This is a genomic window from Methanobacteriaceae archaeon (assembly GCA_030656015.1).
Lineage (GTDB): Archaea > Methanobacteriota > Methanobacteria > Methanobacteriales > Methanobacteriaceae > UBA349.
On record JAUSNX010000004.1, the window covers coordinates 516238 to 536010 of the forward strand.

Here is a 19773-nt window from a genome sequence, read left to right on the forward strand (position 1 = left end):
TTTACTTCAGGATGCTAATTAATTTAACTCCTTTTTATTAAAATAATGCTTTTATTGCAGTTAAATATCAAACTACGCATTAATATATTCATTCATAATATAAAAATACCATATGATTAATAATATACTATTATGGAGAAAATAATGAGTTCTAATGAAAATCCCACCAGTGATATGGATCAACGAATCTCCACTATAACTGGAGACCCTAAAAAAGCCATACGTATGCTTTCAGTTCCTATGATTATTTCCATGCTCTTAATCATGGCTTATAATTTAGCAGACAGTATATGGGTAGCTGGTTTAGGGCCTAATGCTCTGGCAGCTCTGGGATTTGTCACCCCACTATTTATGATAGTCATGGGACTGGGTAATGGCCTGGGGGCAGGAGCAGCATCATTAATTTCCCGTTGTATAGGTGCAAAGAATAAAAAAGGTGCAGATAATGCTGCCACACACTCCATAATTCTCACCATAGTGATTTCAGTATTTTTAACTGCAGTTCTCTTAATATTTCTCCCCAGTATTCTTCTGGCCATGGGGGTAGGTGAAACCCTGGATCTGGCCATTCAGTACGGGCAGGTCATATTTGGAGGTTTAATATTCATCATATTTTCCAGTGTAGCATCTGGTATTTTAAGGGCAGAAGGAGATGCAAGAAGACCCATGTATGCCATGGCCGCCACTGCCATCTTAAATATAATTATAGACCCCATATTTATCTATTATTTTGGATGGGGAGTTAGTGGGGCTGCCTGGGCTACGGTTCTCTCCTCTGGCCTCTCCTGTATCTTTATGATCTACTGGTTACTTCTAAAAAGAGATACTTATGTTTCTTTTTCCAGGAAAGATTTCCAAGCAAGCTGGAAAGTAGTAAAAAATATTTTGGCCGTTGGTCTACCCGCCAGTGCCGAGTCATTTGTAATGTCAATTTTAGGCATAGTATTAAATTTAGTCCTGGTCATGACCGGCGGAGCCGAGGCAGTGGCCGTTTATACTGCCGGATGGAGAGTAGTGATGATGGCCATGATTCCACCCATAGGGATTGGAACTGCAGCCATAACTGTTTCTGGAGTAGCATACGGCTCTAGAAAATACGGAAATCTTACTAAAACCCTCCATTACTCAGCCAAATTAGGGGTGGGAATTGCTTTAGTCACAAGTGTCCTCACCTATATCTTTGCTCAAAATATTGCCAGCATATTTGCCTATTCCTCCCAGAGTGCTTTCATGGCCCCAGATATTGCTGCGTTCTTACAGGTGATGTGCCTGTTCTATATAACAGTTCCCCTGGGGATCACTGCCAGTTCAGTTTTCCAAGGTATGGGAAAAGGAATTACTTCACTGATACTTACCGTGCTACGAGAAGTAGTTTTCATTTCATTCTTTGCATATCTATTTGCTTTTGTATTAAATATGGGATCTCAAGGAGTATGGTGGGCAATAGTTGTGGGTGGAGGTTTGGGATGTATTGTGGCCTATCTATGGGCCAATTATTACATCAAAGGCCTTAAAAAGAATTATTAAAATTAGTGGATTTGGATTAGTAGTTTCAATAATATATGAAAATCAGGCCTAGATTAAACTCCCAAATAGCCCATATTGCAAAATTTTGAATTCTAACCACTTTCAGATAATATCGTTAAAAGCTAATCTGACAAGAGTTAATAATAATTTAATTATTTTATCCATTAATTATAATTAACAAACTAATCAAAATCTTTTTATAATATGAACCCAAACCTTAATAAGCTGTTCTATGCCGGGATAGTCTAGCTTGGTAAGGCGCAAGACTGGAAATCTTGTGGAGATTCTCTCCGCCTGGGTTCAAATCCCAGTCCCGGCGCTCAATTCTTTAAAAAACAGATCGGCCAATTTATTAATTCTGATTTTTAAATTTATTCTATTTCATCAACTATTTTATAAATTTTTTTAGAACTTTGATTGATACTCTATTTCTTTAAATGTAATCTAGAAATCAGTTCAATTTCCCTATTTAATTCTAGATCATCATCTTATCGGTTAAGGGGATATGATTAAATCATGTATTTATAGAAATAATAAATAAACAGCAAATATTATTTAAAGTTCAGAACAGGAAAAGACTTTTATTCTGGAAATAAGGCCTATTTTACATAAGTGTTTAATAAAAAGAAGTTTAATATTGAATTATCAATTTCTAAATTGCCGAGATAGTCTAGTCTGGTAAGGCGCAGGATTCGAAATCCTGTGAGCATTCGCTCTCCCTGGGTTCAAATCCCGGTCTCGGCGTCTAAATTTTTTTATATAATTTATTTTTTTGGAATGGATTAAAATATTAAAATCCATTTCACTAATTAAAAATAGTCATGGCCCTGCACCTCAGGATTTATTAGATTTCCGGGATAATTTATGACTCAGTGATAGAAAAGCTTTATAAGAGGCATAGCCACGTTCCCCATAAATTTTACTTTGTATTTAAATCCTCTTCCTTCAAGTTCCTCTGAAACATCCCCTAAAAGTTCAGGAATGTCTAGTTTTTGCGGACACATCTTCACACACTTTCCACAGTTAATACAAAGCCCTGCATGCGATTCATCTCCGCCAAATATGCCTCCAAAACGTTGTAAATACATAAAAGACGCTCCTCTTTTTTTAAACATGTATTTGTAATTATATATGCTGAAACATTCAGGTATATCCACTCCCACCGGGCATGGCATACAGTAACCACAAGAAGTACAGTCAATTTTCATGAGATTTCCATAAACTCCTTTAACTTCATCATAGAGTTTTAGATCATCTGCAGTTATTGAATCTGATAGTGTGTCTTTTGCAACCTTAATATTCTCTTTAAGTTGATCTAATTCCCCCATTCCAGAAACTACACATGTAACTTCTGGATGGTTTAAAACCCATCTCAAAGCCCATTCTGCTGCACTTCTCTTAATATCAGCTTTTTCCCATATTTTTTGCGCATCTTCAGGTACATCTCCCGCGAGAATACCTCCTTTTAATGGTTCCATAATGAATACTGCAATTCCCTTGGAGTATGCATATTTAACACCTTCAATTCCGGCCTGATTTTTTTCATCTAAATAATTGTACTGAATTAAGCACGCGTCCCAGTTGTAAGCATCTACAATTTCTTTAAAGACTTCGCTATTGTCATGGAAAGAAAATCCAATATTTTTTATTTTACCTTTTGCACGGGCATCTTCTAAAAATTCCAGAACTCCCAGATCTTTAAGTTTTTCGAAACTGTCTTTACCCAGCGCATGGATTAGATAATAATCAATATAGTCAGTCTGAAGCTTTTCAAGTTGTATTTCCAGATATTTTTCCATGTCTTCATATTTATTAATAAACCATGACGGCATTTTAGTGCAGAGCTTCACCTTTTCCCGGTATCCGTCTTTCAGGATTTCTCCTAAAAATGATTCACTTGCACCTCCGTGATAGAGAAATGCAGTGTCAATAAAATTTATTCCATTGTCTATCCCATGATAAATCAGTTCTTTTGCACTTTCTTTATCAATTCGACCTGTTTTAGTTGGAAGCCTCATAGCACCGAATCCAAGTGCTGAAATTTCATCATTGTTTCTTTCAATGTTCCTATATTGCATTGTATCAGCCTGTTAATTGTCTTTACTTATTTTCTTTGCTTTTCTTCCCATTATTCTTCCATTAATCGCCAGGTAAAATTTGAATACTGGAGGCACGACTTTTGTTAAAACACCTTCCATATCCCCCGATACATCATCTAAAAGATCCATAATAGGTAAATCCTGAGGGCAGTGTTTTTCACATTTTCCACATTTTATACACTTAGATGCATAAGCACCTTCATGGAAAACTCCTAGACCCAAAGCATATTGCAATTGGTTCATTCTTTTATTTCCAAAGATATATGTGCTGTCGTAGAATTCAAAACACCGAGCTATATCTACTCCTGCAGGGCAGGGCATACAATACTGACATCCGGTACATCCTATTTTCATCAGATCCCTATATTTATCTCTAACTTTTTCCACCAACTCTAATTCTTCTGATTTTAAAGAATTAGGTAATGCTTCATCTGCAATTCGAAGATTTTCTTTTATATGTTCTTCTTCATTCATCCCTGAAAGTACACATGTAACTTCTGGATGATTTAAAATCCATCGTAAGGCCCATTCTGCAGGTGTTCTTTTTATTTCCGCTTGATTCCAGATATCTTCCACTTCCGAGGGTATGTTTTTTGTCAAATTGCCTCCTCTAAATGGTTCCATAATTATTATTCCCAGTCCTTTCTCTGCTGCATATTCTAAACCTTCTTTTCCTGCTTGATTTTTTTCATCAAGATAATTATATTGAATCATGCAAAAATCCCATCATATGCATCCACAATTTCTTTAAAAAGTTCTTTATCTCCGTGGAATGAAAATCCTGCATTGATTATTTTCCCCTCAGATTTTAATCTATCCAGAAATTCCAGTGCCCCAAATTTCAGCATTTTTTCCCATCCAGGATGATTAAGGCCGTGTAACATGTAATAATCAATATAATTGATATTAAAATTCTCCAGCTGGACTTTAAAAATATTCTCCATGTCTTCTGCCTTATTTACATTCCACGGTGGAAGTTTCGTTGCAATTTTAACCTTTTCTCGGTATCCATCACCAAGTGCTCTACCAACCAATGGTTCATTCATGTATGCTATGGCCGTATCAATGTAGTTAACACCATGATCTATAGCATATCTGATCTGTTCTGTAGCCCTTTTTTCATCTGCCCTACCATTATTGGTTGGCAATCTCATTGCACCAAAACCTAAAACAGAAAGTTCATCACCATTTTTTTCTATTTCACGATATAACATTCCATTACCTCTTTTAACGTAGATTGACTTGTTAGTTGAATATTATAATAAAATATTTATTACCTCGAAATTCCATCCCAAAAAAGATCAAAAGCCTGTTCTTTAATGTTAGAACTTGCTTTTTCTGGATATTTTTCAATATGTCCTACTGTAGCCACGATACTGCCCCATAAAAAATCCACAATCAATTCATAAGAAACATTTTTAATTTCATGTTTTTTCAAACCTACAGCATATGCTTCTAAGGCCATTTCTAAGCGATTTTCAATCTCTTCTTTGGTTAAAGAAGTTATATATGGAGAACAGTGAAAACTAAGAATAAATTGAAACATTTCTGGTTTTTTTATTCCAAAATCAACCAGGGATATCCATAAATATTTTATATTTTCCTTAAATGACTTTTTACTGTTGTAATGGCCAGCAATTTCACCTACCATCGACTCTTTTGAATAAAGATATAATCTGTTGATTAACTCTTCTTTGGTTTTAAAATAGTGAAATAATGTTCCTGTGGCCACACCCGCAGATTTTGCAATTACTGCAGTTGATGTTCCATGAAATCCATTCTCTACAAATAGTTTTAATGATGCATTCAGAATTCGCAGCTCTTTTTCCTTCAAATTTTCACCTTATAATAGATAATTCATTCAAATTAATATAGACTGATTAGTCAGTTTAGTATTTATATTTATTTATTTATTTAAAAATTTTGAAAATAGAATTACTTACTTGAAATACTTTTCATGTACTCTTCCACAAAATAGTTCATGAACCTTATAGCAATATTATGAATAATTAATTAGAAAATTACAATCCATTATTAACTAAAATAGGGAATCCTACAATGAAAATAGAGAAAAAAACAGTTCCAGAGCATCAAGTAGCATTTATTTATCAAATTGGTAGTTATGATAAAATTCCAGGCTGTTTAGGGGCTGTAATTGAATGGCTAGTAAAAAATGGCCTGGAACCAAAGTATCCAGTCTATGGACTATATTATAATTCTCCCTTAGAAGTGACTCCTGATGAATTAGAATGGGAAGTAGGGGCTGGGTTTGAAGGAAAAATAGAGGAAGAAAGTCTAAAAGATTTAGATAATGAAGAAGTTCACTTACAGACAATTTCCGAACATCAAGTAGTTTCCACAGTATTTAAAGGACCATATGGTGAAGCATCATCAGTTTATGTGGATTTATACGAATACACGATCCAGAATAATCTAAAAATAGTGGGCCCCGTCAAAGAAATATATTTAAACAGCCCAGAAATGGCCTCGGCAGAAGAATTGCTAACCGAAGTCCAATTTCCAGTAATTTAAGAAATAAACTGATTTAAAAATTTGATTTGTTAAGATAAGAATAATAAAATAAATAATAGATATACTTGATTAATGAGCATTTACAAATTTATAAATAATTATTATGTGGAGGTTTTTGAATGGAGATAACAGAGAAAAAATTTGAAGAAACCACAGTAGTTTATATAGAATGTAAAGGCAGTTATCTAAAAATTCCCGATTACATGCAGGAGTTAGGAATGTGGGTAATGGATAAAGGCCTGGAAATGACTGGCCTAGTATATGGAACTTATTATAACAGTCCAGAAGAAGTTCCTGAAGAAGAATTAATATATGAAATAGGTTTTTCAGTTGCCGGAAATATACCTGAAGATGAAAAAATAAAATCTAAGACAATAGCCGAACATATGGTAGTTGCAGCTATACATAAAGGCCCCTATACCCATGTTGGCCCGGTTATTCACGCAGTAGCAGAATATGCAATTTCCAATGGTTACAATATTGTAGGGCCTATTACTGAGATTTACTTCAATGATCCCAATGAGGTCGATGAAAACGAACTCTTAACTGAGGTTCAGTTTCCGGTAATGAAAAAATAGAATCATGAAATTTCATTAAATAATTTTTTAATTAAACATCTAATTTTGCTTTTTTCTTATTTTTGACTACTAAAAATTACTTTTAATAAAATCAGAGTATATATTCTAAAAATCATATTTTTTATAAATAAGAAAGAACTATAACTAATTATTCAACACAACCATAATTTAAGTTTATAATTTAAAACATTAAAATTAATGAATATATTTTATCAAAGCTAATTGGAGTGTATTTAAATGATGAAAGTTAATGATGTAAAAATGTATTATGATCAGGCCATGGCATTTTTAGGACAAGAAGAAATAGAAAAATCGTTGGTATTTTTTGATAAAGCACTTGAAGTGGATGAACAGTATTCTCCAGCCTGGAATAATAAGGGTATAGCTCTTTTAAGTCTTAAAAAGTATCCTGAAGCTTTAGATTGCTTTGAACATGTTATGGCCCTTAATCCTATGGATAGCATGGTAATATATAACAAAGGCTACGTTCTTTTAATGTTAGAAAGATACCAAGAGTCAGTAGATACGCTTGAGCTTTTTTTGAAAAGATATTCACAAAAAGACGATTTCTACAAATTTGGACTCTATCTACAAGCCAAAGGATTTTACAATCTTAAAAACTACGAATATGCGGAATTATTGCTTCAAAAGGCAGTTAAAAAAGATAAAAACTTTAAAGAAGCGCAGGAACTCCGAGGTATTGTTTTAAAAGAAAAGAATTCAGCAGATTAATATCGTATATATATTAATTAATTTTATTTTTATCACATTATATGTCCAGATTCTTATTTTTATAGATTATATTATCATAATTATGAATTTAAAAAGATTAAAATCCCTGAAATCTATAAAAAATCAATTTTTTCTCGTTTTATATAGGCCATTCCCTGGAAAATAGCCACCAAATCATCTTTTTCATCAGTTATCCTAACCGTATAAGATGATAATTTAGGATTTCTGGAAACTTCTTGGGCCTCTGCCAGTAGGATTTTTCCTCTTCCAGCATTCATATAGGATATAGTAGCATTTATACCCACGGAAATATTCTCATGTGAATTGGCCGCAGCAGCAAAGGCCATATCAGCCAAGGTGAAAATAGCACCTCCATGGACAATTCCCACACCATTTAAATGATTTTCTGTGATGTCCATTTTGACTTTAGCCCATCCTTTTTTTATTTCCAGGATTTCTATGCCATTAAACTTGGCAAATTTATCTTTTTGAAAATATTTTTTTATTTGCTCCATTATTAATTCCTCAATAGTTTAAATATAAGATAAAAATTTATTTAAAAAAATTTAATAATTCGATAATTGCAAGTATTTTATAATGTAATTTAATATATAACTCCTAAACAATATTAATTATTAAGATTCTAAGAATAATCTATACTGAATACTAATCCAAATATAACTTTATTTTAATTATAGCTTAAATTAATTAAATAAATAAGTAAATATATGAGTTGATAATATGAAAAAGCACGACAACACCACTCCCTACCAATCCGACCTTTATGATGCTCATGTGATAAATACACTACCATATTATGATTCATATCATCAGGAAACCATTAATTTAATTAAATCACTGCCTTCACCTCCAGAAATATGGATGGATACCGGTTGCGGTACTGGTTCTCTAATTGGAAAAGCCTTAAGTGAATTCCCAGATACTCAATTTTTGCTTCTGGATCCTTCCGAAGGAATGCTGGAGAATGCCAGATCAAAATTATCTGCTCAAAAAGATCGTGTTAAATTTCTTAATCCATCAACAACTCAAGAATTCCAAGAAAAATTAGAAAATAAACCCGATGTGATCACGGCCATTCAATGTCACCATTATTTATCATACGAAGATAGGATAAATGCCATTGAAGTTTGTTATGATACTTTAAAAGAAAATGGAACATTTATAACCTTTGAAAATATTCGGCCACTCACTAAAAAAGGAATAGGGATCGGAAAAAGTTACTGGAAGAACTTCCAATTGGAACATGGAAAAGATGAAGAAGAAATAGATCAGCATTTGGCTAGATTTGATGTTGAATATTTTCCCATAACTATTGAAGACCATCTGGCCGTTTTAAGAGATTCTGGATTTTCCACCGTGGAAGTTTTATGGTATTCCTACCTGCAGGCCGGTTTTTATTGTATAAAATAAAATTAGATCTTTAAAGTCGTTTTAATAAATAAAATTTTTATTTATTTAAATATCTATTAATTGAAATTTGAATTAATAGTTTAAAATTTGATTTGCAATTAAGAAAGAAGGGACATTCATGGAAAGTGAAAGATATAAAATAGGCTGGAAAAAGCTTAAAGAAGTTGATGGTAGTGCAGGAGAGGCAGTAGTAGAAAGTTTGAATGAAATCGCACCAGATTTAGGCCAATACATTATTGAGTACGAGTTTGGCGATGTTTACTCCCGTACAGGGACCTCCCTAAAGCAAAAAGAGGTTGCAGTGGTTGCCGCACTAACTGCAATGGGAAATGCAGCTCCCCAATTAAAAGTTCATATAAATGGGGCCATTAATGTGGGTTGTTCTATTGAAGAACTGGTAGAAATAATGATTCAGATGTCAGTTTACTGTGGATTTCCAGCAGCTATAAATGGAATAACCGTATTAAAAGAAGTGATTTATGAAAGAGGTATTAAATTTAATCCTGTTTCTCAAAATTCAGATGAAAATAGATTTAAAACCGGAACAAAATGGTTAGAAAAATTGGAAGAAGGTCATATTCAGGAATTGAAGGAAAAATTAGATTCAATAGCACCAGATATGGTAAATTATATTATTGGACATGCTTATGGTTCCGTGTACAACAGAAAAAATCTTGAAGCAAGCTTTCGCCAAATTGCAACCATATCTGCACTTACCGTTAAGGGAACGGCCCAGAGCCAATTAGCATTTCATGTAAAAGCAGGATTAAGTATTGGGCTGACAAAAGAAGAAATAATAGAAACTATGATTCTGATGAGCGTTTACGCAGGATTTCCAGCAGCCATAAATGGATTAAATGTAGCCAAAAATGTTTTTAAAGAATTATAATCATTTTATTTATATATTAATTCTATTATTTTAGTTATTTAAATAAAATCAAGAAAAATCTTGTAAAATTTGGGCTTGATTTTGGCAAATTTATTTAAACTACAAAATGTAATAAAAATAATTAGTTGAATTTATAGTGTTGAAGTTAGTATAATTCCAACCAAGAATAATAAAGTAAAATGTTTGTATATTAATATAATTAATATATTAAACTGGGAAAACTGCACATAAATACTAATTTAAAGATAAATCATGATTTAAAATAGTTATTAATAATATTAGGTGATTATATGGAAAGATTAGGTTCATTTAAAGAATATTTACCCATTAAAACAAAAAAGGCAGGAGATAAAAATGTGGGCTTGCTGGTTGATGGGCCAAACATGCTCAGAAAAGAATTTTGTCTTAATTTAGACTTTATAAAAGAACTTTTAGAAGAAAATGGTAGTTTAAAAGTAGCTAAAGTTCTTTTAAATCAATATGCGTCTGATAAATTAATTGAAGCCATAGTTAACCAGGGTTTTTCTCCCATGATGGTGGCGGGAGACGTGGATGTTCAAATGGCAGTAGAGGCCTATGAATTGATTTACAACCCCAATATTGACATACTGGCACTTATGACCCGTAATGCCGAGTTTATGCCACTTATTAATATTGCTAAAGAGAATGGTAAAGAAACAATAGTAATCGGGGCCGAACCTGGTTTTAGTATTGCTTTAAAAAACGCTGCAGACAGTACAATTGTTTTAAATGGTGAAAACAGCTGCAAAGATTAATTTAATTATTTTATTATTTTAAATATAATTTTTGATTAATATTATTAATTTTTTATTTAATTTCTCTTCAATTTCATATTAATTAGATACTATTTTTTTATATTCATTTAATTTATCCTCTTTTTACTCAATTATAAATAAAATTTAAAACAAATTTATTATAATGACTAATAAAAAGGATTTGAAAAAAGAAAGTGAGAAAGGTATAAAACATGCTCATCATTCTGGGAGTCCTCGTCCTTGATTAAAGTGATTATAATTGGTATTTTAGTTCGTACTGGGCCCATTTATAGATAAAACAATTATCTTAAGGTTTAAGTCGATTAAATCCATATTATCAGTTATTAATTTATTAGTCAGTTAAGGGGTGAAAAAATGTATAAGAATATACTATTAACCACAGATGGTTCCAAATATTCAAAAAAAGCAGGTGAACATGCGATAGAGCTTGCAAAATTAATTGGTTCAAATATAACTGTTTTGAGTGTAATTGAAACCTCTTACATTCAAACGTTGCCTGAAGGCGACTTGATTGAAAGAATGGAAGATGTAATGAAAAAAGAAGGACAAAATGCCTTGGACAGTTTTACTCAGCAATTAGAAATGCACAAATGCAATGGTTCGTGTGAAAATATAACATTAAAAACCGAACTTAAGGTAGGTAGTCCCTCAGAAACTATTTTAGAAACCATCAAAGAAGAAGATATAGGTCTAGTAATTATGGGAAATTCTGGAAAACATGGTTTAGACCGTTTCTTACTGGGAAGTGTGGCTGAAAAAGTTTTAAGGTCTGCAACATGCCCCGTATTAGTTGTACGTTAATTGTGCCTTATTTTTAATTAAACTTACTTTTTCTAACACTAAGATAACTATTAATCCCATTAAGTCATTTAAATCCCCAAATAAGGCCAATATCTACTAAATATGAAAAATATCAGTTAATCGACCACAAGATTTATATATTTCTGAGTTCATACTGTGTGAATTAGATAGATGCCTAAAAGAAAATTAGGCATTTATTCTTCAAAATAAGAAAAATGAACAGTTTTAGTAGATTATAATGAATTTCTAATCAGTTCGATGAAAAATCACTTTAAAATTAAAAACTGATCAATGTGATGCCTATGAATAAATGGGGATAAAACATGCAACAAATAAATCGAATTAGTAAAAAAGAAATAAGTACTATTATGCATCATACTGGCGATGTATGTCTTCTTTTAGGGATCGCCATTCTAATACCAATTATAATTTCATTAATTTATCATGAACCTCAATATATAGTTCCTTTTTTATCTGCATCTATAGTTACCATGTTATTTGGTGCCATAAGCAGAAAATTGTTTAAAAAAGAAGGAAGCATGACCCTTAAAGTGGCCATGGTTTTTTCAACTTTAATATGGCTGATTGTATGCGCTCTGAGTGCACTGCCCTACTATTTTTCTGGAGAATTATCATATCTTAATGCTTATTTTGAGGCCATGTCAGGTTTTACCACCACTGGTTTCAGTATGTACCCTAATTTAGATGTAGTTTCTTATACCATACACTTCTGGCGCGCATTTACCCAATGGCTCGGCGGTTTAGGAATAATATTTCTGGTTTTAGCTCTTTTAAGATCCACTGGGGCCGATGTTATGCGTTTGTATATTGCAGAAGGTCGTGAAGAAAGATTACTTCCTAGTGTAAAACATACTACTCGTGTTATTGTTTATATTTATGCCGGATTCACCGTTCTGGGAATAATTCTCTTTATTTTAGCCGGAATGCCTATTTTTGATTCTATTTTCCAAACATTTGTTACACTATCCACTGGTGGATTTGGAATGCACAACACCAGTATTCTATTTTACAATAATGTTTGGATTGAAATTGTGGCCATGATTATTATGATGATTGGAGCCACCAACTTTGCCCTGCACTTTACGGTGATAAAAGGTAACTGGAGGGAGTATTTTAAGGATATAGAAACCAAGGTGGCCTACAGTCTGATAATCATAGCCACCATCCTGGTTACATTTATGTTGCTTAAAAACCATATTTACGGTTCTGGCCTATTGGAAAACCTTCGATTTGCCCTTTTCCAAGTAGTATCTGCGGTAACCACCACTGGGCTGCAAACTGCATTCTATCCAGATATTCTTAAACAATGGATTGGTTTAGGCATATTTTTAATCACCTTACTAATGATTATTGGTGCCGGATCTGGTTCTACAGGTGGAGGTATTAAATGGCTGAGATTTGGAATACTAATTAAAAGTATGGTCTGGCAGGTTAAGTCATTCATATTACCCGGCAAAGCCATAATCCCCAAGAAAATTCACCACGTGAGTGAATTAAAGGTAACTGATGATGTGTTAAGATTCGTTGGAGCATTTGTATTTACCTATTTCGTAGTTTATATTGCCAGTGTAATCCTAGTTCTGCTTTATTACAATAATATTTCCCAAGTAATCTTTGAAGTGGCCTCTGCCCTGAGTAATGTGGGCCTTTCCAGCGGATTGCTGACTGCCAGCTCTCCCCCCCTGGTGAAAATTGTTTTCATCATTGATTTCTGGATGGGACGGTTAGAAATATGGCCTGTGCTTTTATTAGCATTTATAACCATTAAAAATATTTCCAGAAGATAAAGTATCTGGATTTATTTTATTTTATTTTTCTATTTTTAATTTCTTAAAAGTAAAAATAACAATTTATATTCAGTTTTATCTAATAAAATCAAATCTGTCTTATTTTGTAATAATAATCAAATTATTTCAATTAATTATTTTATTTGATTATTGTTTTTAATTGTCAAATACTAAAAATGCACCTAAAATAAATACTTTGAGTAATAAAATATAGGATAAGAGGTGCTTTTATGAAGTCTGATTTACTGCCAATAGTTTTAATTATAGTTATACTGGCCATTGTAGGTGGAGGTATTTTTTATTTCTACGCCTGGACCAGTGATTTTGACCAAGGCGATGTCTTTTTCCAGATACCCGGCGGATGGTCCCAGAACCAGGCCGTGGGTGATTTTAATAATACTGTTTTTTCTCAAGTAGTTTATACCCAACAAATAAAAAATGCGTCCGGTGCTGATCAAGAAGCGTTTATAATAGTTCAAATGCAAAAAATTGGTGGAACTGGGTTTAATGCAACTAGTTTACAGGTTTCTATACTGAATTCATCCAATTCTTCAGTTAGTAACCTGAAAGTAAATGATTACAATGTAATGCAATACACTAGAAATGGTCCAACTGTAGCCAATAAAATCGCTACCATTGACAGTGGAAACTATATGTACATAGTTGAGTATGTATGTCCTCCATCAGTCGCTAATCAGACCGAAGACGCTTATTTAAACATTTTGAAAACATTAAAAATTTCAAAATAGTTTAAAATAAGTAAATACTAATAATTTTTTGCTGGGAAAAAGTAGTATGATTTAGCTATTAATATCAGTGAAAAGTGTATAATATTGAAAACTTGTTTAGTAATTTACTTTAAATAAAAAAATTACAAATAATAAGGTATAGTCTAAAAACATAGGCTTGATTATACATTATTTCATACTACAAATCAATATTAGGTGGTGATTTTAATGCAAATAGAAGAAAAAGTTGTGGCAGAAGAGCAACATGCCTTAATAAATTATATAGGGCCTGTTGAGGATATGGGAGACCTTATAAATGAAATAGCCGCTTGGATAGAAGATAATGCGATTCAGGTTGCAGGATCCCCTTTTGCGATTTATTATACCAGTCCCAAGGACGATGCTGAAAAGGTTACTTATGATATTGGATTTCCAGTACTGGGCGAAATCCAGGGGACATCCCGAATTGTTATAGCTACCATACCAGAGCATACTGTTATTTCAGCCAAATATAAAGGGCCTTACAGTGATTTACCAGACGTTTATAAGGCCATGGTAGAGTTTGTAATGATTAATAAATACGATGTTATTGGTTCACCAAAAGAAATATATTACAACTCTCCAGAGGATGTTTCAGTCAATGAATTAGTTACTGAAGTCCAATTTCCAGTTATTAAAATGGGATAATTATAAAAAGCAAATAAAATAAAATAGTTGGGATTAATAACATTAATTAAAATCCTTTTTAATTAATTTTTTATATTCATTCTATTTTTATTCTACAATTACCTCAATCCAAAGCAGTTCTAGCTATTTCCTTAAATGAATCAGCAATATAATCTATTTGCTCTTGACTCATACCATAAGCACTGCATTTGAACCATTCGGTCTGGCCACGCTTTATTCCCACAATTTTGCGTTTTTTCAGTTCTTCATAAAGGAAAAATCCTCTTCGTGAGTGTTTTTGAGCAATTTCATGGAAGAATGGTGTTTCAAATCTCACCAGATCATGATTAGTAGGCCGCACACCCACTTGTACCACCCCATCAATTTCCTCCATTTGTTCTACAAAATTTCTGGCCTTTTGGACTTCATCGTCCCATTTACTTACTCGTTCAACTAAATGAGGCAAGGATGCCATTAAGGTGGCCACTGGAGCGCCCCTACTGGTACATCCAAGCATCTCAATTTCCTTTTTTTGATGTCTGGAAGATCTTTCAAGAAGTTTATCAGCCCATTCTTCTTTCATCCCCAGAACTCCAATAGGGCCTGATGCAGCCATACTTTTATGACCACTTCCCACTACAAAGTCAACATTTAGTTCTTTAGCATCAATAGGTAGCCTTCCCATGGAATAAGCGCAATTTAAAACCAGTGGGACACCAGCATCCTGGCAAATTTTTCCAATTTTTTTGGCATCAGTTAAATTCCCATAATCGCCATCTACATGGGTCAAAAGGGCCAATTTTATTTCACCTTTCTCATCAATGGCATTTTCTAGAACTTCCCTATATTTTTCAGGAGTTATTTCAAATTCAGGGCCACTATTATTCGGAACTTCAACTATATTTAAAGAATTACGCTCTGCCGCCAGGTGAGTAGTATAATGAGCATTTCCATCCACTACAATGGTGTCCCCTTTATCACATAAAGCATGCATTATCGCAAATTTACCTTCTCTTGCCCCATGAACGGTTCTCACTGCATCAACATTGATAAATTTGGCCAGATCCTCTAAAAATCCTCCAATAGAGGGTTTAGCAATTTCATCTAATCGTCCAGCACAGTAATCACAGACACTGTATCCATCACCAAAATCATAAAGTGCCTCTCTAGCCGCTGCCGAAAGAACTCCTCCCCTTTGAAGGGGGTTTAAGTTCAGATTTTCCCGTTCCACACTCCGAGTAAGGCCATAATTTTGACATTCCATATTATCACCACTATTTAAACAATTAATAAGCTAATTTAATAAAATAATTAATTTTAAGGATTATATAATCCTTAGTTATCCAACAACCCTCAAATCATGAGCCAGAATTTTAGGAATTACAAATGAACCATACTGCCTCACGGGAGATTTAATTTTCTCTGCTGATTTTAAAGAGTCGAAAATGTTTCCAGATAGCATTGCTTTCTTAACCGGGGCCTTTATTTCACCATCTTTGATTATAAAAGCATTGTTGGCTTCCACTGAGAAATCTCCAGAGATAGGGTTAGCTGTGTGTGCCCCTAAAACATCCGTTACTAAAATAGCATCTTTTAATTCAGATAAATCCCTTTGTTTTGTGAATTCTAAAACCAGGTTACTTGGACCCACAGATGGAGTTTCTGCAAAGGAACGACTACCATTTCCAGTACTGGAAGTTTTTCCTTTATGGGCCGTATATAAATCGTATATAAATCCTTTTAAAATACCATTTTCAACTAAAGTCGTTTTTTCTGACGGTGTTCCTTCCCCATCACAGCGAGATGATAAAAGGCCATTTTCCAAGGTACCATCATCAAATATACTAACATTTGAAGAAAATACTTCTTCACCAATTTTATCAGCTAATATAGATCTGCCTCTTTGAACATTATCTGCATTTATAGCACTGATGAAAGTCCCTAAAAGGCCTGCAGCAGCATGATAATCCAGTACAACATCCATGTCCCTGGTTTCTACAGATTCTCCACCTATAGAATCTTTAGCAATTTGACATACTTGTTTAGCTAGTTTTTCAGGATCAATATCCATAAAACAGGAAGATACCGAATCATACGCTGTTGATTTTTCCCCATCTTTTTCAGCATTAACTGCAATGTAGCCTCCAAAGCCCGTGGAAATATTTTTGCATTCCACACCATTAGAATTTAAAATAAAGGATTTTGCAAGACCGGTGGAAAATCCGCCCGAGGTCGGTTCGCATTTTTCCTCCATTACACTATCCAACATGGATTGAGCAAAATTTATAGCGTCTTCCACTTCCATAGAATTAAATTTTGAATCATAAGTTCCTTTAATGTTCGAATAATTCCCCTGCTCTGCTAGAACAAAGTTTTCATCCTTTTCATTAGCTTTTGAATTAGAAACAGCACGTTTAACCGCACTTTCAATTTCTTCAAGATCAGAAGTGTATGAAAATCCCATTTTACTGTCAATAATGACCCTTATTCCCAATCCCATTGTTGAATCTTCTTTAGCAAAATCTATATGATCTAGTTGTAAGTCTAATTGAAGTGATTGTTCATTTTCAACGAATATTTCCACTATATCCGCATATTTTTGGGCCTTTTTAAGGGCCTGCTCCGCTATACTTTCCATCATCTCTTAAAACTCCCTGATTTGAATTATAATCTAAAAATCCAAAAATCAATAGTTCCACGATTATTAGAACTATAAATGCCCTTGGAATAAATAATTTTCATTATACTTCTTTAATATAAACGTGAATATGAAACTCACTATTATATTTCTTTAATATACTTCTTTAATTTATTATGTTAATTAATATGATTTATTTATTTGAAACAGTTTATTTTTGGTTATAATAAATTTAAAAGTAATAATTTAAATAACACTATTTATTAAAATAAGCTATAAAATTTCGTTTTAGAATAAAATATAAATTAATAAATTTATTAAGACAAATCAGATAATACAAAACGCTCAATGGCCTCGGTCACACCATCACCATAGGGATTTTTAGTTACATAATCTGCAATTTCTTTTAATTCAATATCGGCATTGGCCACCGCCACTTTATGGCCGGCTACCTTTAAGAAATCAATATCATTTTCACTGTCCCCGGCAGCCAAAATATTTTTGGTTTTAATACCCATTTCATTGGCCACAATTTCCAGGGAAGAACCTTTATTTACCATAGGGTCAGTTAGATGTAGGGCAAACTTGGTATCATATATTTCCACATCCTGACCATTTAAAACATCTTTAATTATATTTTCAGATATATTTCTAAAAAGAGCTATTTCAGATACTCTCATTTCAGAAAAAGGAACTCTCTCCACTTTTTCCCGGGTTTCAGATTGATTTTTTAAGTAATCATAAGCATTTTCTGCCTTTCTAATATCACCTAGAACCTTCATCCGACCCTGTGAAAGAATCACACCACCATTTTCAGCTACCAAGCCGCCACTTGTACCCAAAAATACAGAAACTGCCCTAGTAAAGCATAAAATATTACCTGTGACTATGATAACTGGTATTCCAGCATTTTCTGCCTTTCTAATGGCCTCAATAGCACTTATACATACCTTACGAGTGTGATCAGTTATTGTTCCATCAATATCTAAGGCAATGGCTTTAATAGAGTTCATTTTTTTCTCCGGTTATTTTAGATGAATTAAAAAAGTTAAAAATAAAAAAGATTGTTTTAAGTTTAATTTTTAAGATTTATTGAAATGTAAAGATTATTTAAAAGAACTGTAACGATGGGCAATATTACAAGTACCTTCTTTAGAAACCATACAAGCCCCAATAGGATTCATTGGAGTACATTCTTCCTTAAATAACTTACATTCTTCTGGTCGGGCGACTCCCCTGAGAATCGGGCCACATATGCAACCAGTAGGTGCTTCTTTTACTCTTTCAACTTTTATGTCAAATTTTTCGCGAGCATTGAACTGGGAGAACTCATCTCGTACTTCCATCACTGAGTCAGGAATTTCTGGAAATCCTCTCCATTCTCTACTAGTTATGTAAAATACATCGTCCAAAGCTTTCTGGGCCTTTAAATTACCTTCTTCCCTTACCGCACGCTTGTATTCATTCTGTACTTCTGCTTTTCCGGCTTTAATCTGTCTCAGTATCATGTAAACCGCCATAAGAATGTCCAATGGATTGAATCCAGCAACCACTTGAGGTATTCCATATTTTTCAGAAAATGGTTCGTACGGTTTAGTACCTATGATAGTAGCAACATGACCTGGCTCTATCAGTGCATTTAAGTTCACTTCACCAGATTCAATCAAAAATTGGAGTGCTGGTGGAATCATTCGGTGACAAGAAAGTATGGAAAAGTTCTCTGGCGGTCCGGCCAGTAATTCTGAAGCCGTGGTAGGAGCCGTGGTTTCAAATCCAGCGGACATGAATACTACTTCATTGTCCATTTTTTGAGCAATCTCCACCGCATTATTCACCCCATAAACTACTCTAACATCAGCTCCATCCTCTTTGGCCTCAGCCAATGAGCTTCTAGAACCTGGTACTCGGAGCATGTCCCCAAAGGTAGTTATGGTTACTCCTTTCTCAGCTAGTTGGAGACATTCATCAATTTCACGAGCAGGTACGCAGCAAACTGGGCAACCTGGCCCTGCCACTACTTCTACTTCTTCAGGCAGTAGTGTTCTGATTCCGTGATGCATTATAGTGTGTTCATGAGATCCGCAAACGTGCATTATTTTTACTGGTTGGGATATTTTTTCAATCCTTCCCACAATTTCCCTGGATAAGTTTTTCATGGCTTCACCTTACTTATTTCAATTATAATAAAGAGGACAATTAATTAGGGCCAAAAAGACTCAGATAATCCCCATTAATTATTGAATATTATAAAGAATCTTAACTGATTTAATTATAGTTATGCTACTATATGCTAATTGAGTAAATAAGTTTATACAAAATAAGCTGAGTATTGCTAACATTTAAGATTTTATTAAAGTTTTTTTTATTGATTTGTATTCCAAATGATCCAGTTCAGAAATTTATCCAAATGGATCTTAAATAAATCAAAAGTCTAAAAAAAAAGCATATTAATCATTTAATTGAAAAACACAATTAAAAAATCTATTTAAAATATTCTAATAAACAATATTGTCATATTATTCAAAAAAATAAAAAAAGTGGGTTTTA

Annotated in this window: 20 protein-coding genes and 2 tRNA genes; 13 read left to right on the forward strand and 9 right to left on the reverse strand. The window is 33.3% G+C overall.

Features of this window, described 5'->3' with window-relative positions; genetic code table 11:
• Positions 1-144: 144 nt before the first annotated feature.
• The 3 genes from Q7I96_05710 to Q7I96_05720 all read left to right on the forward strand — a co-directional run bounded on the left by Q7I96_05710 (position 145) and on the right by Q7I96_05720 (position 2271).
• Positions 145-1527, forward strand: a complete 1383-nt coding sequence (locus Q7I96_05710) for an MATE family efflux transporter (protein MDO9627105.1) — start codon at positions 145-147, stop codon at positions 1525-1527.
• Between the two features lie 234 nt (positions 1528-1761).
• Positions 1762-1846, forward strand: a tRNA-Ser gene (locus tag Q7I96_05715).
• Positions 1847-2186: 340 nt separating this feature from the next.
• Positions 2187-2271: transfer RNA gene (locus tag Q7I96_05720), tRNA-Ser, on the forward strand.
• A gap of 125 nt (positions 2272-2396) precedes the next feature.
• On the opposite strand, the gene Q7I96_05725 is transcribed toward Q7I96_05720, so the two are convergent.
• Genes Q7I96_05725 through Q7I96_05740 form a run of 4 tightly spaced genes read right to left on the reverse strand, consistent with a single transcriptional unit; the run spans position 2397 to position 5460 of the window.
• Entirely contained in the window at positions 2397-3605 is a 1209-nt protein-coding gene (locus Q7I96_05725) for an aldo/keto reductase (protein ID MDO9627106.1), read from the reverse strand.
• A 12-nt stretch (positions 3606-3617) separates the two neighbouring features.
• A complete protein-coding gene (locus Q7I96_05730) occupies positions 3618-4340 on the reverse strand; it encodes an aldo/keto reductase (protein MDO9627107.1) in 723 nt (240 codons plus the stop codon).
• Positions 4337-4840: an aldo/keto reductase gene (locus Q7I96_05735; protein MDO9627108.1), complete on the reverse strand. Its 504-nt coding sequence runs from the start codon at positions 4838-4840 to the stop codon at positions 4337-4339. Before Q7I96_05735 ends, Q7I96_05730 begins: the two co-directional genes overlap by 4 nt.
• A 59-nt stretch (positions 4841-4899) precedes the next feature.
• On the reverse strand, positions 4900-5460 hold the full coding sequence (locus Q7I96_05740; protein ID MDO9627109.1) for a TetR/AcrR family transcriptional regulator: 561 nt from the start codon (positions 5458-5460) through the stop codon (positions 4900-4902).
• Positions 5461-5684: 224 nt separating this feature from the next.
• Here Q7I96_05740 and Q7I96_05745 point away from each other — a divergent pair, with 224 nt between their 5' ends.
• The 3 genes from Q7I96_05745 (at position 5685) to Q7I96_05755 (ending at position 7468) form a co-directional block, all read left to right on the forward strand.
• Positions 5685-6158: a GyrI-like domain-containing protein gene (locus tag Q7I96_05745; protein MDO9627110.1), complete on the forward strand. Its 474-nt coding sequence runs from the start codon at positions 5685-5687 to the stop codon at positions 6156-6158.
• A 119-nt stretch (positions 6159-6277) separates the two neighbouring features.
• Positions 6278-6736, forward strand: coding sequence for a GyrI-like domain-containing protein (locus Q7I96_05750; GenBank protein ID MDO9627111.1), 459 nt, complete (start codon positions 6278-6280; stop codon positions 6734-6736).
• A 237-nt stretch (positions 6737-6973) separates the two neighbouring features.
• Entirely contained in the window at positions 6974-7468 is a 495-nt protein-coding gene (locus Q7I96_05755) for a tetratricopeptide repeat protein (GenBank protein MDO9627112.1), read from the forward strand.
• Between the two features lie 113 nt (positions 7469-7581).
• Here the strand turns inward: Q7I96_05755 and Q7I96_05760 are convergent, their stop codons facing one another.
• The gene (locus Q7I96_05760) at positions 7582-7983 is read right to left on the reverse strand and encodes a hotdog fold thioesterase (protein ID MDO9627113.1); all 402 of its coding nucleotides are present in this window, start codon (positions 7981-7983) and stop codon (positions 7582-7584) included.
• Positions 7984-8209: 226 nt separating this feature from the next.
• Here Q7I96_05760 and Q7I96_05765 point away from each other — a divergent pair, with 226 nt between their 5' ends.
• From Q7I96_05765 to Q7I96_05795, 7 genes are all read left to right on the forward strand, one after another.
• The gene (locus tag Q7I96_05765) at positions 8210-8899 is read left to right on the forward strand and encodes a class I SAM-dependent methyltransferase (GenBank protein ID MDO9627114.1); all 690 of its coding nucleotides are present in this window, start codon (positions 8210-8212) and stop codon (positions 8897-8899) included.
• A 118-nt stretch (positions 8900-9017) separates the two neighbouring features.
• Positions 9018-9788 carry a carboxymuconolactone decarboxylase family protein gene (locus tag Q7I96_05770; GenBank protein ID MDO9627115.1) on the forward strand — a complete coding sequence of 257 codons (771 nt, stop codon included), beginning with the start codon at positions 9018-9020 and terminating at the stop codon, positions 9786-9788.
• A 290-nt stretch (positions 9789-10078) separates the two neighbouring features.
• Positions 10079-10564 carry a TIGR00288 family NYN domain-containing protein gene (locus Q7I96_05775; protein ID MDO9627116.1) on the forward strand — a complete coding sequence of 162 codons (486 nt, stop codon included), beginning with the start codon at positions 10079-10081 and terminating at the stop codon, positions 10562-10564.
• A 375-nt stretch (positions 10565-10939) separates the two neighbouring features.
• On the forward strand, positions 10940-11386 hold the full coding sequence (locus tag Q7I96_05780) for a universal stress protein (protein ID MDO9627117.1): 447 nt from the start codon (positions 10940-10942) through the stop codon (positions 11384-11386).
• A gap of 323 nt (positions 11387-11709) precedes the next feature.
• A complete protein-coding gene (locus Q7I96_05785; GenBank protein MDO9627118.1) occupies positions 11710-13194 on the forward strand; it encodes a TrkH family potassium uptake protein in 1485 nt (494 codons plus the stop codon).
• Positions 13195-13424: 230 nt separating this feature from the next.
• The gene (locus Q7I96_05790; protein ID MDO9627119.1) at positions 13425-13943 is read left to right on the forward strand and encodes a hypothetical protein; all 519 of its coding nucleotides are present in this window, start codon (positions 13425-13427) and stop codon (positions 13941-13943) included.
• A gap of 207 nt (positions 13944-14150) precedes the next feature.
• Positions 14151-14609, forward strand: coding sequence for a GyrI-like domain-containing protein (locus Q7I96_05795; GenBank protein ID MDO9627120.1), 459 nt, complete (start codon positions 14151-14153; stop codon positions 14607-14609).
• Positions 14610-14712: 103 nt separating this feature from the next.
• Here the strand turns inward: Q7I96_05795 and pscS are convergent, their stop codons facing one another.
• The 4 genes from pscS to hypD all read right to left on the reverse strand — a co-directional run bounded on the left by pscS (position 14713) and on the right by hypD (position 19382).
• On the reverse strand, positions 14713-15852 hold the full coding sequence (gene pscS / locus Q7I96_05800; protein ID MDO9627121.1) for an O-phospho-L-seryl-tRNA:Cys-tRNA synthase: 1140 nt from the start codon (positions 15850-15852) through the stop codon (positions 14713-14715).
• Positions 15853-15927: 75 nt separating this feature from the next.
• On the reverse strand, positions 15928-17229 hold the full coding sequence (locus Q7I96_05805; GenBank protein MDO9627122.1) for a TldD/PmbA family protein: 1302 nt from the start codon (positions 17227-17229) through the stop codon (positions 15928-15930).
• Positions 17230-17543: 314 nt separating this feature from the next.
• Positions 17544-18239 (reverse strand): phosphoglycolate phosphatase, encoded by a 696-nt coding sequence (locus tag Q7I96_05810; protein ID MDO9627123.1) that lies wholly within the window; start codon positions 18237-18239, stop codon positions 17544-17546.
• Between the two features lie 93 nt (positions 18240-18332).
• A complete protein-coding gene (gene hypD / locus Q7I96_05815; GenBank protein ID MDO9627124.1) occupies positions 18333-19382 on the reverse strand; it encodes a hydrogenase formation protein HypD in 1050 nt (349 codons plus the stop codon).
• Positions 19383-19773 lie beyond the last annotated feature (391 nt).